Here is a 16,001-nt window from a genome sequence, read left to right on the forward strand (position 1 = left end):
CTAAAAGCCATAGAGCTCAAGTATTCCTGTGAAAAGTGAAACATAACTTTACTAAAAGGATATTCATTCACCTTATAATTCAAGATGATTTTTATGAATTGTTTAAAAAGATTTGTATTCCCGAATCTACATTTTACGCACCTATCAGAATCGTCAAGAAAAGTGTTAGTGCAGATTTCTCTGTCAGCATAAAAAAACTTATTGTTAATGCAAAGAAGCTCATATGAGTAAAAGCGCAGATAAACTTTCCACTCAGAAAGGGCATTCAAAAGATAAGGTTTAAGAAAATATCCATCACCCAAAAAAACAATATCAGGTGAAAAGTTTTCAATTCTTTGCTTGAAAGCACGGGGAAGATGATAAAAATTAAATGTATATTTGTTGAAAGGAATTCTCTCGATATCAAGAGGCAAATCTTCTTCAATACTTCCTCTGGGAAAGTAATCGGTAAATTCAGGCACAAAAAGTTTTACGATAAAACCTCTTCTTTTAAGCCCCAGCGCCACATTGAAGAGGTCAGTCCATGATCCTCCTGTAGCAGGCCAATGAAATAGTAAATCTACAAATGCGATTCTTTGATGTCTCATTTACATACCATCAATCAACGGAATATACATATTATCTATAATGACCGACCAATCATAGCTTTCTTCAGCACGTCTTCTTCCATATTTTCCCATTTGAATTCTCATATCATCATCATCTAAAAGCGTCTTTACTGCTTTATAGAATCCATCTATATTCGATGGCTCAACAAGAAATCCTGTCTCCTCATTTTTTACAATCCCTGCAAGCCCGCCAGCCCTCGAAGCAACGACTGGTTTGCCGCAAGCCATTGCCTCAACTGCGGTAATACCAAATGGTTCATACCATGTTGAAGGCACAACGCAGATATCTGCAAAATTATAAACTATATGAAGTTTCGACTGATCAACCCAATTCAAAAAAACAATATGGTTATCCAAAGGAGATTCATATTTTTTTATCACCATATCTTCATCTGCTGTGCAAAGAAAGAGAAAATCCTCTCGTTCTTTCAAGAGCATTCTGCAAACTTCTTCCATTATATGAAAACCCTTGGGTTTGAAGGAAATCCTTCCGGGCATCAATATTACTTTCTTTTTCGATTTTTGCCTCTCCAATGGTTTGAATCTCTTCGTATCCACACCTGAAGGGAAAACATTTATATTCCTATTTATGCCTGCAAGCAGAGATTTCGTCATTTCATTATAGACAATTATCTGTGAAGCATTGGAAATAAGTCTGCTTGCCTTTTTTGGATAGGCAGAAGAAAAAGCTCCACTTGCCAGTATTTCCTGAATATTCAAGAGACGAAACAGATCACCTCTTTTATCGAGTCCCAAATAGACATCGAGAAATCCTTTAATGGCAGGGAAAGAAGGAAATTTGCACCTTTTGCATTTTTCAATATCAATGAATATGTTGTTGTCGCAGTTCTCCTCTTTATTGTTTATAAGATTATATGTATAGCACAAAACTTCATAAGCATAAAATCTGAGAATTGTTTTATACCCTCTCAATCCCTCTAACAGAAAGGGTTTCATATTATATCCGTCACCTATAAAGACAATGTCTGGTTTGTATTTTTCAACTGCTCTTGCAAATTTAGAGGGTAAAGTCTTTCGATTAAAGGAATATTTATTGAAAGAAATTCTTTCCACATCAAAGGGCAAAGAAACATCGATTCTTCCGCGAGGCAGATAATCTTCAAAGTGTGCTATAAAAAGCTTAACAGGATATCCTCTTTCTGAAAGGGAAGATATAACTTCTTTTAAGTCAGTTGTTGCACCTCCTGAAGGAGGCCAGCGAAACATTAGGTCTATGAAAGCTATTTTTTTCATCAAATTGGAGTCAAGATTAATCCGTTGGGAAAAGAGATATGTAGATGAAAAAGCCTTCTCATCTTTTTTTGAGGAAACAATAAATATTCATAACTATTAAAAAGAGAATCTTTTTTATCTTCTTTTTTATCCCCTTTCCTGCTGGAACCTTTATCTCTTTTATCTCCATTTTGAGTTCTGGTTCATACAAAGCCGAGCGAATCAAACCAAGTTGAGCCAATACGAGCGCTGAGAAGGCAGCATATTGATAACTCTTCTTTCTTTCCATATTAAGAAAATCGGCAACTTCTTCGGCAATCTTCTTTAAAGTGTTGTTGCCGTCACATCTTATGAAGAAGGATGAGAGATATTTTACATATTCCCATTGCTCCATTGCCCTCTCAAAACGGGGAAGAGAGTACGATGCGAAGGTCCAGATACCAGCCCATGCAGCATTGACAGCCGCAAGATAATCGTTTGGTTTCAAATGATTCCTTGTTTTAATAGGAACATCATTGAGAAGAGAATTAGGGATGAAATTTATATTATGATGGAAGCAGTCGTCCCACTTTTCAACCAGCACCATACCTAAATTTGGAGCATCTTCCATAAGCTGTGTGCGTGGATATGCTGTGGAAAACTGTCCTATATATATTGGGTAAGGAAGCGGATGAAAGTGCTCAAGCCATGGCAAATTTGAAAGGAGCGTGTCTATGAAACGGGACTGCATATAGTAGCCGTTTATTGTCTCTCCCGGATTGAAAGCCATATAAGTAAAGAGAGGATACATACCGTATTTCTTCTGCAATTTTGCAATTTCTTCAATCGTTACAAGACTTTCTTCCTTCTGTATCTGAGAAAAAGTTTCTGGATTAGCGCTTTCAATTCCAACTTCCAACCCTATGCAACCTGATTTTGCCAAAAGCTCAATGATATCCTTATTCTTCTGTATATGCGAGGCGCGAGTGAGTCCTGTCCATTTAACCTTCATATTCTCTTTCAATATTCCTTCACAAAGCTCTATGACATACTTCCTATTCAAAAGAAAATTGTCGTCCCAAAAATGGAATTGGCATATTCCTAACTCATTGATTGATTTTTTCATTTCTTCAATTACATTTTCAGCACTTCTCCATCTGACTTTTCTCATCCACATCAACGGTGATACACAATATGTGCAATTGTAAGGACATCCCCTTGACCCTACAACAGGAAGGCGTTTCCCCCCAACTACATGCAGAGGTGTCGTATAGCACTCCATTGGCAAAAGGTCCCATGCAGGGAAAGGAATTGAATCGAGATTCCGAATCAAGGGCCTTATTGGATTTTTAATAAATTCACCATCCTCTCTATATGCAGTGCCTTGAATATCCTTATAATTCTTCCCTTCAACAATCCTCGAGACAAGTTCAAAGAAAGTTTCCTCTCCCTCATGGAGGATACAAATATCACAATGCTCAGATGCCTCTTCAGGGCAAAGAGAAGTATGGACGCCTCCAAAGACAAATAGGGCTTTTTCCTGCTTTTTTCTAAGTGAGGGCATTATGTTATAGACAAATGGAGCTTGTGCCGTCCAAAATGAAAAAGCAATCATATCCCACTTCTCACAATTAACTTCTGAAACAACCTGTGAATAATTCATATTGAGGGCATGGGCATCGAGCACCTTCAACTCAACCTCCGGAAGCCTTTGCCTTAAGTATGAACAAAGATATCCTATACCAAGAGGCAAAATACGTTTATGCCTTTCATTGCACGGTAACGGTGGCTGTATAAATAGTATTTTCATAGCTCTTTCTGAATATCCATTATTATATCGTATAGTTTATCCCCAAGAATATTCAATGAATACTTTTCTTTTATCGTCTTTAAAGCGTTTTCACTCATCTCTTTTCTTAAATCCCTATCTATGATGAGAAGCTCCATTTTCCTTATGAATTCTTCTCTATTTTCTGCGAGAAATCCATTTTTGCCGTCTTCAATTACATATTTATTTTCACCTGCCCTGCTTGCTACCACAGGCATCCCACAAGCCATAAATTCAAAGAGCTTTGTGGGACTTTTTGAATTAATCCATCTGTCATCTTTTTGCACCAATGGCACAACACCTATATCCACTTTCTTCAAAAAATTTGGCACTTCGTCAGGTGGAATAGTATCGATAATTTCAATCCCCTCATAATTAAAAATTAAAGATACTACTTCCTTTATTCTGTGCATATACTGTCCACCGCCAAGAATTTTGAGATGAATATTCTTATATTTTCTCTTCAACACTGAAAAACAATGCAGTAGAAAAAGAAGATTGTCAAATATGACATCTCCCCAAACAAGGCCTGTCCAACAAAAAGTTATTGTTTCATCGTCTTTTTCAACAGGGGTATTATTATTAAATTTTTTAATATCAACACCAGTTGGAAGATAATAAGTCCTTTTATTTACTGATGATAAGATATCTTTAAGAGTATGGCTTGCAGCTATACAGCAAATAGCCGATTTTGCATAATGAAGCAGAATTTTTTCATAGTCAGCTTCGTTAATATTACCGTATCTATCTGTCCTTCCTTCCATTCCAAAGAATAACCTATTTAGCGCCTCACTTTTAAAAAGAACCCCATGAGCGCCATCCCAATCGTCGCAGTCAAGGATATACCTGTTTCTTCCCATTTTAGACAGGATGAAAGGAATTGCAGAATGAAAGAGAATTTTTTGGATGTAGAAAATATTTCCCTTTTCAGGCAAAAGTCTCAACAATGCTTTTATGCTCAGTTGAATTTTTCTCTTATCTGTAATGCCGTACATCATTTCTTCATCATAACGGGAAGGAAGAAGATGGTCTTTATAAGACAAGACATCCGTATCGATCCCTTTTTCCTTCAAAACCGATGCAAAATTATAACAGCGAACTCTTGCATGAGGCATATTGTATCCGCTATATCCTATAAAAATTATTTTCATTTCAAAATCTCTTTCAGTATTTGAGCTAAACGCTTGCCCAAGACATTGAGCGAATAATTATCCTCCGCATCACGCCTTGCATTGATACCTGCCTTTTCACGAAGATTATCATCACTGATGAGAAGATTGAGCTTTTCTACAAACTCTTCCTCATTCTCTGCCAAAAAACCTGTAACACCTTCTTTGACAATCTTAGGCGCTTCACCAAAACGCGTAGCAACAGAAGGTATTTCCATAGCCATATACTCAAAAAGCTTTGTAGGGCTTTTACTCATCATCCAAGTCTTGTTTTCCTCATCTGTAACAAGGGGCAAAAGACCGATATCTGTCCCTTCAAGAATCTTATTCATTTCATCAGGGCTAACCCAATTCAAAAAATTCACTTCACCCGGATAATCGAGGTAAGCTGAATCATTTTTTACCTTCTCATAATAATCACCTGATGCCACAATCGTTAAAGAAACCCTTTTGCCTGATGGATTGATTTTTGAAAAACATTTCAGAAGAAACATTACATTGTCATAAATAACATTTCCCCAAATATTACCTGTCCAAATCAAATTTATTCTATCCTTCGACCTATTATCCTTCTCCCTTTTAAATTTCTCAGTATCCACTCCTGTTGGGATATAAAAAACCTTCTTATTATATTGTGAAAGGAAATCACAAAGATAGGAGCTCGATGCTATGCAGGCGCAAGCATCACGAGCAATCTTGCCGGTTACCGCTTCAGTGCCGTCTGCACCAAAAAAAAATTTGTTAAGGAAGGAACGATTGAAGAGCGGCGACCTGTCCAAGTCCCAATCATCATAATCGAGAATAAATTTACGCCCCGTCATACGTGATAAAAAATAAGGTGCAGCAGAGTGGTAATGCACCTTTTGAATATAAAGCAAGTCATCCTTTTTTATTAAAATGTCTAAAAGAGCTCGAAGGTTTAAATACAACTTACGCCTGTCTCTCAAAGTCAGCATTTCGATTCCTGAAAGATTAGGCGCAAAATCATCTCTGAAAGATAAGACTCTCGAATCAATTCCGTATTTTTTAACTTCCTTTGCAAAATTGTAACAGCGCACCCTCACATAAGGATAATCATATCCATTGATGCCTATAAAGACGGTCTTTAAATCTTTATTCAATCCTTATCTTCCCGCTAAAATAATGATACCTGCCGGGCTCATACCTTTTAGTGGCTTCATCATTCTCTCTCAACTGTTGAAGAACACGGCCTCGATAAAAGGTGTTTGAATTTACAATATTAATCCTTTCCTTGCCTGTTAAGGAATCTGCGCAAAATTTTACAGTGGGAAGAAAGGTTTCTCCGTTGTCTTTCCCTTCAGCGCCTATCCAAACAGATGAACTTTCAGCTGTCCATAAACGGTCCCAATCATCATCGGTTTCTTCTCTAAACTTTGGGAATATGCCACTATATCCGCCTTCTGCAATCCATCTGTCATAATCTTCTGAAAGCATAATATTTGCCTGCTGTTTAAGAATATCCACAGGCGCCTTCACTTCCATTTCGATATCCCACTCAATCCATCCTTCATTGAAGCTCACCGTCCAATGCTGTATTAAAGGAAGCCCCATCCATTCACCGCTTGCTTTTATTTGTGTTTCTGTATTTTCTGTGATTCTCCATTCTGCCACAGTGGAGTCATACCACTTCACAAAGGAACGCATAGAAGTATATCCTGACAACCCCTTCGTCAATTCAATATCATTCCACAATAAAATCAGTCTTCCATTGTTCAAAATTATCTTTAGCTTCTCCGTCTCGATCTTGCCTATTCCTTTTTTGTCACCTATTGACAGCCAATAGCGTGAAATAACCTTCGACGGCTCACCATCCAAAACAACTTCTCCCTTCTCCATCAAAATGACGCGCGAGCAAATATGCCTGATTATGTTGAGGTCATGAGACACGAAAACAAGGGTATTGCCTTCTTTGAGAAAGTTTTCGATAGTTTTCAGACATTTCGCCTGAAATGACTGGTCACCCACTGCAAGAACTTCGTCAACAAGCAATATTTCAGGATTCACATGAACTGCCACAGCAAATCCAAGTCGCACAAACATTCCAGACGAGTAGTTTCGAAGCGGGGTATCGATAAAATCTTTGATGCCCGCAAAATCGACAATTGAATCAAATTTTTCCTCTATTTCCCTCTTTGATAGCCCCAAAATGCTTCCATTCAAAAAAACATTTTCTCTGCCTGTCAGGTCATGGTGAAATCCTGCTCCCAATTCAAGTAAGCCTGCAATTCTTCCCGATACGCTCACCCTTCCTGTAGTAGGCGCTGTTACACCACTCAATATTTTCAATATGGTGCTTTTGCCTGCACCATTGTCTCCAATTATTCCTGCCGCTTCACCCTTATTAATCTCTATATTGACATTCTTTAGCGCCCAAAATTCCTCCATCTTCTTTCTTCTTGCAACACCTGTAAATAGACTTTTTACGAGCATAGGGCGCTCATGATATATTTTGTATTTCTTACCTACACCCTTCAATTCTATAACCTTCATCTTGTCTCTCAAATTCAATCAAATGAGGTCAGCAAATGCTGGCTCACACTTTTTAAATACATAAAATCCAACAATAAACATCAAAAGAGATGAAATAGTTGTAGTAGTCACTAAATACAAAGATGGCAAATGGGCATTCAAAAAAATCTCTCTATAAAAAACTATGATTCCAGCCATTGGATTCAGCATAAAAATATCCCTGAATCTTTCAGGCACCATCTGGACGGGATAAAAAACAGGTGTGAGATAAAATAGAAAAAGGAGTCCTGCCTCGACTATATATCTCACATCTCTGAAATAAACATTGAGCCCCGATGTGAGAAGGCACATCCCGCAGACAAAGAAAAATTGAATAATAATAGCAATAGGCGCCAGGAAATAATAAATCGTTATCTCTATCTTGAAAATCAGAAGAAAGATGAAGAGGATGATTAGTGAAAGGCAAAAATTGAAAAGATTTGCAAGTATAACAGAAATAGGAATAATTTCTCGAGGGAAATATACCTTTTTGATGAGATTTGAATTATCGACTATTGAATTAGTTGCGCAAGAAAGAGAAAAGTTAAAAAAAGTCCATGGGATTAGTCCGCATAAGACAAATACCGAATATGGCGCTTCTGTTTTAACTTTGAATACAAGAGAAAATATAATGCTGAGCACAACCATCATCAGAAGAGGATTGAGAATTGCCCACATAAATCCAAGGGATGCGCTTTTGTAACGCACCTTTAAATCCTTTTTTGCAAGGGCAATGAGAAGCTCAAAATAGTGAATCGATTTTGAGCTGTTTCTTTCTATTGCATATTCGTTCATTTTTTCCTTCTCTATATCAGCAGTGACTTATCGAAAAATATGAAGCTAAAATAAAAAATGCAGTTAAAATATATCACGACCTTGCTTGACAAGTAAAGGATTGTAGAGGGTTAACATACTGATTTTGAAATATTTTTCTGTTAATGATTCCTCTTTTTTTCAGAAACCTTTATGCATTCAAATTCTATCAACACACAAACACTCTTTAATGAATTTTAAAATTTATTTTTGGCTGATAAAATAAAGAATGCTATGATTTGTTATTATTAACAAAGCTCAAAAATATTAGATTTACAGGATACTTCATCAATAATGGCTAAATATCTTTTAAGAAGGATTCTTCTTGCAATACCTGTTGTTGCAGGGGTAACAATCATTGTGTTTCTTGTTATCCATCTAGTGCCGGGCGACCCGGTGCAAATGATGTTGGGAGACAACGCCTCAAAAGCAGATATTGAAGAGTTGCGTCAATTATTGGGGCTCAACAAACCCCTATATATTCAGTTCAAAGATTTTATCTTGAATCTTTTGCAGGGAAATCTTGGAAACTCAATCATAACAAAAAGGCCTGTATCAGAGCTTTTAGCAGAAAGATTCCCTGCCACACTTCTTCTTTCACTCTGTTCAATTGCCGTAGCACTCCTTATCTCTCTTCCCCTTGGAATTGTCTCTGCATGGAAAAAGAATACAGCAATTGACGAAATTTCCCGCGTCCTTTCTCTTCTTGGAATCTCTATACCAAATTTTTGGCTTGGTCCAATGCTTATTATTATCTTCTATATAAATTTAAAGATTTTCTCCATTACAGGAATCATACTTCCTGCAATAACATTAGGCACAGGAATGGCCGCTCTTTTGACTCGAATGATAAGGTCAACACTGATCGATGTAATCGAGGAAAATTACATTATTACAGCCCGCTCAAAGGGACTTACAAATCTAATCGTAATTTCAAAGCATGCACTTAAAAATGCTCTCCTTCCAGTAATCACAATTTTAGGCCTTCAATTTGGAGCGCTTCTTTCCGGAGCCATCATAGTGGAAACTGTCTTCTCTTGGCCCGGAATTGGGCTTCTGACAATTGAAGCCATAAGCAGAAGGGACTATCCCCTTGTACAGGGATGTATTTTGATAATTGCCACTTCTTATGTCTTTGTAAATCTTTTAACGGACATACTTTATGGATTTTTTGATCCGCGAATCAGATATGATTAACAATACATTAAAAGCCATATTAAGAAATCGCCTTGCTTTAATCGGATTTATAATCGTATCCATTTTCTTTCTAACAGCTCTTTTTGCTCCCTTTCTCACACCCTATAATATTTACGCTCAAAACTTAGAGCAGCGTTTATCGACTCCGAGCGCATCCCACCCCCTTGGGCTCGACGAACTTGGAAGAGACATACTGAGCCGAATCATCTATGGTTCAAGAGTATCGTTGAAGGTTGGAGTAATAACTGTCACTATCTCATCGATTGTTGGACTCTTAATAGGAACTTTTGCCGGATTCATTGGAGGCAAGGTTGATGAAATCATAATGAGAATCATCGATATACTGCTTGCTTTTCCGGGAATACTTCTTGCCATAGCCATAATCGCCATTGTAGGACCGGGTATTGACAATGTCATCTTTGCGCTTTGTATTGTTGGATGGGTTGGCTATGCGCGGCTTGTTAGGGGACAAACTCTCTCAATCCGTGAAAATGAATATGTTCTTGCCGCAAAAGCTCTGGGAGCGCCTGCCATTAGAACAATCCTCTTCTACATAATCCCCAATCTTCTCTCTCCTCTGCTCGTCCAAGCAACACTTGGGATAGCAGGCGCAATCGTAGCCGAAGCCTCTTTGAGTTTTTTGGGACTTGGAGTGCAGGCTCCAACCCCAAGCTGGGGAAGTATGCTCAACGATGGCCAAAGATATCTTTCCGTAGCACCTCATCTCACGGCATTCCCCGGATTGGCAATAATGGTCGTTGTAATGGGATTCAACTTTCTCGGCGATGGTATGAGAGACATCCTCGACCCTCGAAGCAACAGCAAATGATTTTCACCAAGACATACAATGGTTATATTTAAAAAACAGGTAATTATAAAAAGAAAAAGATGAAATGACTTTAAAAGAAAAGATAAGCTCATTGATCTTTGCCGGCTTTAAGGGAGGGGATTTCAGCGGCATCCAAAGACTGATTGCAAAGTATCCTGTTGGTGGAGTTATATTTTTCAAAAGAAATATCAGGGCTCCAAAAGAGCTTAAAGAACTAATAGAAAAGATAAAAAAATTTTCTTATGAAAAATGGGGAAAAATTCCCTTCATCGCAGTTGACCAAGAAGGCGGGAGAGTTTCACGCTTGGAATCGCCATTTTCAATCCTTCCGTCAAATGCCGAAATAGGAAAACATAAATCAAAGGAACTTGCATATCTGAAATCCCGCCTTATTGGCCTTGAGCTTTATGCCGTCGGATTCAATCTTGATTTTTACCCCGTCCTCGATTTGCATACAAATCCCAAAAATAGAGTAATTGGCGACAGAGCATTTGGCAGCGATCCAATGCTCGTATCAATGCTCGGCGAAGAATCGGTTAAAGGACTTCATTCAGCAGGAATTTTGGCAGTAGGGAAACATTTTCCCGGTCATGGCGATACTACCGAAGATTCTCATATGGAATTGCCTGTAATATCCCGTCCATTGGAGGAACTTCTTAAAAGGGAAATAATTCCTTTTGAAAGGGCAATAGAAGCAGGAGTCGATGCAATAATGCCTGCTCATATAGTCAACAAAGAAATCGATGACAATCTCATTCCGGCAACATTTTCCAATAAAATACTTTCAGGATTATTACGCAAACAACTTTCATTCCGAGGCATTATCATTTCTGACGACCTTGAAATGAAAGCTATCTCCGACAATTATTCCATTTATGATTCGGTAGTATTTTCAGTGAAGGCAGGAGTTGATATGCTTTTAATTTGTCACAGCTTTGAAAAACAGCTTGAAGCTATAGAATCGCTTGAAAAAGCAGTAAAAAACGGCGAACTCGAAGAATCCCGTATTGATGCCTCCCTTAAAAGAATTGAAAAGATAAAAGAGAAAGAAGCGAAGTTTCCGAAACCTCAGTTTCCTGATGCAGATATAGAAGAAATATTGAATATGCCCGAATTTGATTCGATTCGCCAAAGGATTGCTACATTACTTGAAAGCTGAAGAATTCAAAGAGTCCTTCTTCTCCTACTCTCAAAAAGAGCCCTTTCCATTATAAATGTCAAGAATAGCTTTACAATGATGAAAAAGAAGAAGTTCAAAAGAAGTTGCAATCCAAAAGATTCCAAAAAAAATAAAATCGTATCGCTTTCAAATTTTCTTAAATACCCCAAATATATAAAGTTTGTCCAAAGTGTGGAAAATGTGAAAATGGTTAAATAAAGAGATTGGAAAACTATACTTTCAATCTCAATATACTCCTTTATGCTTTGAATTATAAATGCTGCCAAAAGATAAGATATTGAAAAAATACCTACATTGCCGGAAGAAAAGACATCAGCTGTAATACCTGCAGTCAATCCAAAGAAAAGACCTTCTTTCCAATTTAGCCATTGTTGAATTAAAATCAGCACAAGAAGCAGAAAATCCGGAATAACCTCACTTCCATAGAGATTATTCCAGCCGAGACTTTGAACTATGTATGTAAAAAAAAGCAGCAATAGTAGTTTTAAATAATTCATCGTTCTTCGCTTGCTTCATCAATGAAAGGTAGAGATATAGAAGGAATCACAAAGACATAGTCGATTTTACTTACATCCAAAAGAGGCGAAGCTTCAATGTCATGAAAAACACTCTTCTTCTCACTTGATACCTTTTCAATAACTCCAACCTTGAATCCCGGCGGATAAACCCCTCCTCTGCCCGAGGAGTAGATTAAATCTCCCTTCGAAACCTTTTTCTCAACATCAACATATTCAACTGTGCTCTTAACTCCTCCCCTAAAAACTCCTCTCACCTTTTTCTCTCCAATAAGCACATCAACACCTATGTCTGGATGAGTTATCAAATAAACCAATGAAACATTCGACCCAGCTTTAACTATTTTTCCAACAATCAAATCCTCAAAGACTACTGCATCACCCCTCTTTACGCCATCATCCGTACCGCAGCCAATGAAAATTGAGCGGCTATTGGATGTAATTCCCGACATTAATACTTCAGCGCCTATGGCTTTAAATTTTTTTCTTGCCGGCATATTGAGAAGTTTGCGCAACCTTTGATTTTCATCCAATATATTTCGATAGTATGCATTGTGCATTCTTTGCTGATTCTCTTCTATTCCCCTTCTCACAGATTCATCATATCTATTTGGAAGATTATAGATATCTGTTGCAACAAAGGAAACCCATTTGAAAATGCTTCCAACAAACCATTCTGTTTTGACTGCAAAGGAAGAAAAAGGAATCAAACCATATTGATTTGAAACAATGATGAAAAGACAAAGAAGTATAAGAAGGACCAATTTTTTGTATTTTAGAAAAAAATTAATCATAAAATCTTTGTGCAGATAATGAAAAATTCAGCAAAGAAGGCGGTTTATCAAATTACAAGAATTCTTGTCTCTGACAAAAAAATTTCTAAATAGCTACTTTCTTCAACAGGTCTAAAGAATCGAGCACCTTTCCTGTTCCTAAAACTACTGCAGACAACGGATCCGGAGCAAGATGTATTGGCAGGCCTGTTTCTTCATGAAGAAGAATATCCAGACCTCTCAACAGCGCTCCTCCACCTGCAAGAGTAATCCCGCGATCAACAATATCCGCCGACAACTCAGGCGGAGTCCTTTCTAAGGCGACCCTTGCAGTATCGACAATTGCATAAATCGGTTCCGAAAGAGAATTGCGTATTTCTTCGTCTGTAATTGTAATCAGCTTTGGAGTGCCTGCAATAAGGTCTCTCCCCTTCACTTCCATCTCCTGTTTTTCATCCATCTCGTAAGCTGATCCAATTTTTATCTTAATGGATTCAGCAGTCCTCTCACCAATAAGCAGATTATATTTTCTCTTTATAAATGAAACGATTGCATCATCCATTTCATCGCCGCCTACACGCACTGAGCGGCTGTAAACTATTCCTGAAAGAGATATGACAGCGACCTCCGTTGTTCCTCCTCCTACATCGATTATCATATTCCCGTATGGCTCTTCTATAGGGAGTCCTGCTCCTATCGCCGCAGCCATAGGTTCTTCAATCAGATAAACTTCCCTTGCCCCTGCCTGAAGGGCAGAATCCTTTACCGCTCGTTTCTCGACCTGAGTTATTCCTGAGGGGACCCCTATTACGACTCTGGGCCTAACAAGAGTACTTCTATTATGAATTCTTCTGATGAAATATTTAAGCATCGCTTCAGTAAGGTCAAAATTTGCTATAACTCCATCTCTCATAGGTCTTTCAGCTACAATGTTGCCCGGAGTTCGCCCAAGCATTTCTTTGGCTTCCTTTCCTACGGCAAGCACTTGATTTGTATCTTTATTTACCGCAACAACTGATGGCTCACTCAAGACTATGCCTTTCCCCTTTACATAAACGAGAGTGTTCGCAGTGCCAAGGTCTATTGCAAGGTCATTCGACATTTTTCCGATTAGGGAATTTAGTACCATTATTTAGCTTTTCTCCTGAATATAGGTTTTTACTTTAATCACTGCTTTTAGAAATCTCATATCCTTAGAAGATTTCGGCTGAATTTCAAGCTCGTCAATATAAATAAAGTTTCTGTAATTTTCAATCTTAGATAGAAAATTTACAAGTTCTTCTGTATTTATACCATCTACAGTAAATTTTAAAGAAAGTTCCTTAAAATCCCCTACTCTTCTTGAAAGTGGTTTCATATCTCCAACATTTGCCTCTATGTTGGCTGACCTTGAAATCCTGAGAATCATTGATGAAATATCAGTGCCGCGCGGGGGAAGAGAAGATATGAATCTGCCGTATTTTTCATTTATCCCATTGAATTCGCTCTCAATCTGCTTAAGCTCTTTTAAGACAGAAAGATTCTTCTCATATCTGACTTTCTCTTTTGTTAAAGGTGAAAAGATGAAAAATGACAAGACAAAATAAACAATAGCAACTACAAGTACTACACCTCCTATCGAGGCAATAATTCTGTCTCTTTCAGAAAGTTCATCGAGTTTGAGTTTTTTTGAAAGTTCCACAAAAGCCACCTTTTATTTCTTCAGTTTTACTTCCATTTTAAAGTTTGACAGTTCGCTCCTTTTATTTTTTTCGATCTTTTTAATTTCTACATTTTCAAATATATCAACACCCATCAGCTTATTTTTAAATTTGTCAATTTCGTCAACATTCTTTACTTCGCCATTGATATCAACCTTTCTTCTCTGAAATGACAATTTATCAAGCGAAATAGTCCATCCTTTCTCCATATTTTTGCTCAAAGCATCCAATACCTCTAAAGGCGAAATATTTATCCCCAATAATTCTTCAAAGTTTTCTGCTTTATCCTTCAACTCCTCGACGCTTTGTCTTGCCTGCACGACAGGATCAACAATTTTTCCTGAAGGCGACATCGACCTGTAGATACTCTCAATTGATTTATCGATTTCATCATTGACCTTTCTCAGCTGGTAGAGAGAGAATACGGAATTTACACAATAAAGAAGAAATATTAAGGCTAAGAATATTGAAACATTTCTAATTCGCCTCTTGAATTTTGCGTCAATCCATTCATAAGAATACTCTTCTTTTCTGAAATTAATCTTTCTTCTATTGAATCCTAATTCAGCAAGAGCTGTGGTAAGTGCTTTGCTGTAAATAGGTTTCTTAGGGTCGTCATCAGTTTTTACATATTCAAATGATACAGGAAATTCCAAGATTTCCGTAGAAATAGCAGTTGCATCCTTTAATCTTTCACAGATTTCGGGAATAAAAGCTCCTTTGCCTGTAACAAAAAGCTTTTCAATTCTTTCATTTGGATGCTTTGCTTCATAGACAGCAAATGCAATAAGGATCTCTTTTGATATATTCTTGGCATAATCAGCTACCAATTCTGAATATTCATCTCTATTTGTCGATGAAAATAAACTCTTTTCAGCTTCATTCAAATCAGAATTATTCTTCTTTGCAACTTTTCCGACAAGGGCAAGAAAGTCAGAGCTAAACCTTCTCGAAAAGCAGGGAATTTGATTACTATGAATCGACAATGAAGCAAAGCTGTTTCCTATATCTACTATTGCATATGCCTGACCTTTCGATGCCTCCCTATCCTTTGACGGCAAAGAGAGGCAATAAGGAGAAAAGGTTATAATCTTGGGCTGTATTCCAATAGATTCAAACAATTCAAGAGAATCTTTAATATCTTTTTTCTTCACTACATAGGCAATAACTTTATTATTTTGGGGTGCAATTTCTTTTATATCAAAATCAACTATAACCTCTTCAGGAGAAAAAGGTATGCTTTGCTCAATATCAAACTTTAAAATCTTTTCTATCCTTGATCTTTCTTTAAATGGAAGTGATATTTCTCTGATAAGCGTCTTATCTGTATTCAATGAAAAAACATAATCATCTGAATAAAGCTGAAATTCTTCAAGTGCTTCCTTGATAATCGATGAAAGAGGCGGTTTATTTCCATTATCAGAAAGGGCAATTACTTTTTCAATGGCTCTAATTTTTGCATTTCCTTTGACAGGCTTTTCAACCTGCACAAATTTCACCGAATAATCGTCTATATCAATGCCTAAAACTCTTCTTGCCATTCAAAGCAACCTTATCTTAGTTTAACTTATAATTTTTATCATTAAAGGCATACTTATTCAATAAGAATAATACTAAATCAGTGCATTATCACTCTATTTTTTAATAC

The 16,001-nt window shown here is 37.3% G+C and carries 15 protein-coding genes; 3 read left to right on the forward strand and 12 right to left on the reverse strand.

The annotated features are described in order from the left end of the window. The 7 genes from D6734_04185 to D6734_04215 form a co-directional block, all read right to left on the reverse strand. The coding region (locus tag D6734_04185; protein RMF96160.1) for a hypothetical protein at positions 1 to 587 on the reverse strand (587 nt) is incomplete at its 3' end. Further along, a complete protein-coding gene (locus D6734_04190; protein RMF96161.1) occupies positions 588 to 1,862 on the reverse strand; it encodes a glycosyltransferase family 1 protein in 1,275 nt (424 codons plus the stop codon). It lies immediately after the preceding gene. 58 nt (positions 1,863 to 1,920) lie between these two features. Beyond that, positions 1,921 to 3,630, reverse strand: coding sequence for a radical SAM protein (locus D6734_04195; GenBank protein RMF96162.1), 1,710 nt, complete (start codon positions 3,628 to 3,630; stop codon positions 1,921 to 1,923). Then, positions 3,627 to 4,799: a glycosyltransferase gene (locus D6734_04200; GenBank protein RMF96163.1), complete on the reverse strand. Its 1,173-nt coding sequence runs from the start codon at positions 4,797 to 4,799 to the stop codon at positions 3,627 to 3,629. Before D6734_04200 ends, D6734_04195 begins: the two co-directional genes overlap by 4 nt. Next, positions 4,796 to 5,938 carry a glycosyltransferase gene (locus D6734_04205; GenBank protein RMF96164.1) on the reverse strand — a complete coding sequence of 381 codons (1,143 nt, stop codon included), beginning with the start codon at positions 5,936 to 5,938 and terminating at the stop codon, positions 4,796 to 4,798. The genes D6734_04200 and D6734_04205 overlap by 4 nt, the downstream gene beginning before the upstream one ends. Beyond that, positions 5,931 to 7,328, reverse strand: coding sequence for an ABC transporter ATP-binding protein (locus tag D6734_04210; protein ID RMF96165.1), 1,398 nt, complete (start codon positions 7,326 to 7,328; stop codon positions 5,931 to 5,933). Before D6734_04210 ends, D6734_04205 begins: the two co-directional genes overlap by 8 nt. Before the next feature lie 18 nt (positions 7,329 to 7,346). Beyond that, positions 7,347 to 8,141, reverse strand: coding sequence for an ABC transporter permease (locus D6734_04215; protein RMF96166.1), 795 nt, complete (start codon positions 8,139 to 8,141; stop codon positions 7,347 to 7,349). A gap of 312 nt (positions 8,142 to 8,453) precedes the next feature. On the opposite strand from D6734_04215, the gene D6734_04220 reads away from it, so the two are divergent. The 3 genes from D6734_04220 (at position 8,454) to D6734_04230 (ending at position 11,344) form a co-directional block, all read left to right on the forward strand. Further along, a complete protein-coding gene (locus tag D6734_04220; GenBank protein ID RMF96167.1) occupies positions 8,454 to 9,356 on the forward strand; it encodes an ABC transporter permease in 903 nt (300 codons plus the stop codon). Next, on the forward strand, positions 9,349 to 10,185 hold the full coding sequence (locus D6734_04225; protein RMF96174.1) for an ABC transporter permease: 837 nt from the start codon (positions 9,349 to 9,351) through the stop codon (positions 10,183 to 10,185). The genes D6734_04220 and D6734_04225 overlap by 8 nt, the downstream gene beginning before the upstream one ends. A 64-nt stretch (positions 10,186 to 10,249) precedes the next feature. Continuing rightward, entirely contained in the window at positions 10,250 to 11,344 is a 1,095-nt protein-coding gene (locus tag D6734_04230; protein ID RMF96168.1) for a beta-N-acetylhexosaminidase, read from the forward strand. 5 nt (positions 11,345 to 11,349) lie between these two features. Here D6734_04230 and D6734_04235 read toward each other — a convergent pair whose 3' ends face one another. The 5 genes from D6734_04235 to D6734_04255 all read right to left on the reverse strand — a co-directional run bounded on the left by D6734_04235 (position 11,350) and on the right by D6734_04255 (position 15,894). After that, positions 11,350 to 11,862, reverse strand: coding sequence for a hypothetical protein (locus D6734_04235; protein RMF96169.1), 513 nt, complete (start codon positions 11,860 to 11,862; stop codon positions 11,350 to 11,352). Then, positions 11,859 to 12,674, reverse strand: a complete 816-nt coding sequence (gene mreC / locus D6734_04240; protein ID RMF96170.1) for a rod shape-determining protein MreC — start codon at positions 12,672 to 12,674, stop codon at positions 11,859 to 11,861. The genes D6734_04235 and mreC overlap by 4 nt, the downstream gene beginning before the upstream one ends. Before the next feature lie 85 nt (positions 12,675 to 12,759). Beyond that, complete coding sequence (locus D6734_04245) at positions 12,760 to 13,782, reverse strand: rod shape-determining protein (GenBank protein RMF96171.1); 1,023 nt, start codon at positions 13,780 to 13,782, stop codon at positions 12,760 to 12,762. Positions 13,783 to 13,785: 3 nt separating this feature from the next. Continuing rightward, the gene (locus tag D6734_04250) at positions 13,786 to 14,343 is read right to left on the reverse strand and encodes a hypothetical protein (protein RMF96172.1); all 558 of its coding nucleotides are present in this window, start codon (positions 14,341 to 14,343) and stop codon (positions 13,786 to 13,788) included. Positions 14,344 to 14,346: 3 nt separating this feature from the next. Continuing rightward, the gene (locus D6734_04255; protein ID RMF96173.1) at positions 14,347 to 15,894 is read right to left on the reverse strand and encodes a hypothetical protein; all 1,548 of its coding nucleotides are present in this window, start codon (positions 15,892 to 15,894) and stop codon (positions 14,347 to 14,349) included. Positions 15,895 to 16,001 lie beyond the last annotated feature (107 nt).

The organism is Candidatus Schekmanbacteria bacterium (assembly GCA_003695725.1).
In the GTDB taxonomy this organism is placed as follows: domain Bacteria; phylum Schekmanbacteria; class GWA2-38-11; order GWA2-38-11; family J061; genus J061.

Coding starts and splice junctions, on each gene's coding strand:
- D6734_04245 (RMF96171.1), bottom strand. CDS start 13,782: ATGGTACTAAATTCCCTAATCGGAAAAATGTCGAATGACCTTGCAATA.
- D6734_04195 (RMF96162.1), bottom strand. CDS start 3,630: ATGAAAATACTATTTATACAGCCACCGTTACCGTGCAATGAAAGGCAT.
- D6734_04230 (RMF96168.1), top strand. CDS start 10,250: ATGACTTTAAAAGAAAAGATAAGCTCATTGATCTTTGCCGGCTTTAAG.
- D6734_04220 (RMF96167.1), top strand. CDS start 8,454: ATGGCTAAATATCTTTTAAGAAGGATTCTTCTTGCAATACCTGTTGTT.
- D6734_04210 (RMF96165.1), bottom strand. CDS start 7,328: ATGAAGGTTATAGAATTGAAGGGTGTAGGTAAGAAATACAAAATATAT.
- mreC (RMF96170.1), bottom strand. CDS start 12,674: ATGATTAATTTTTTTCTAAAATACAAAAAATTGGTCCTTCTTATACTT.
- D6734_04235 (RMF96169.1), bottom strand. CDS start 11,862: ATGAATTATTTAAAACTACTATTGCTGCTTTTTTTTACATACATAGTT.
- D6734_04215 (RMF96166.1), bottom strand. CDS start 8,141: ATGAACGAATATGCAATAGAAAGAAACAGCTCAAAATCGATTCACTAT.
- D6734_04225 (RMF96174.1), top strand. CDS start 9,349: ATGATTAACAATACATTAAAAGCCATATTAAGAAATCGCCTTGCTTTA.
- D6734_04190 (RMF96161.1), bottom strand. CDS start 1,862: ATGAAAAAAATAGCTTTCATAGACCTAATGTTTCGCTGGCCTCCTTCA.
- D6734_04200 (RMF96163.1), bottom strand. CDS start 4,799: ATGAAAATAATTTTTATAGGATATAGCGGATACAATATGCCTCATGCA.
- D6734_04255 (RMF96173.1), bottom strand. CDS start 15,894: ATGGCAAGAAGAGTTTTAGGCATTGATATAGACGATTATTCGGTGAAA.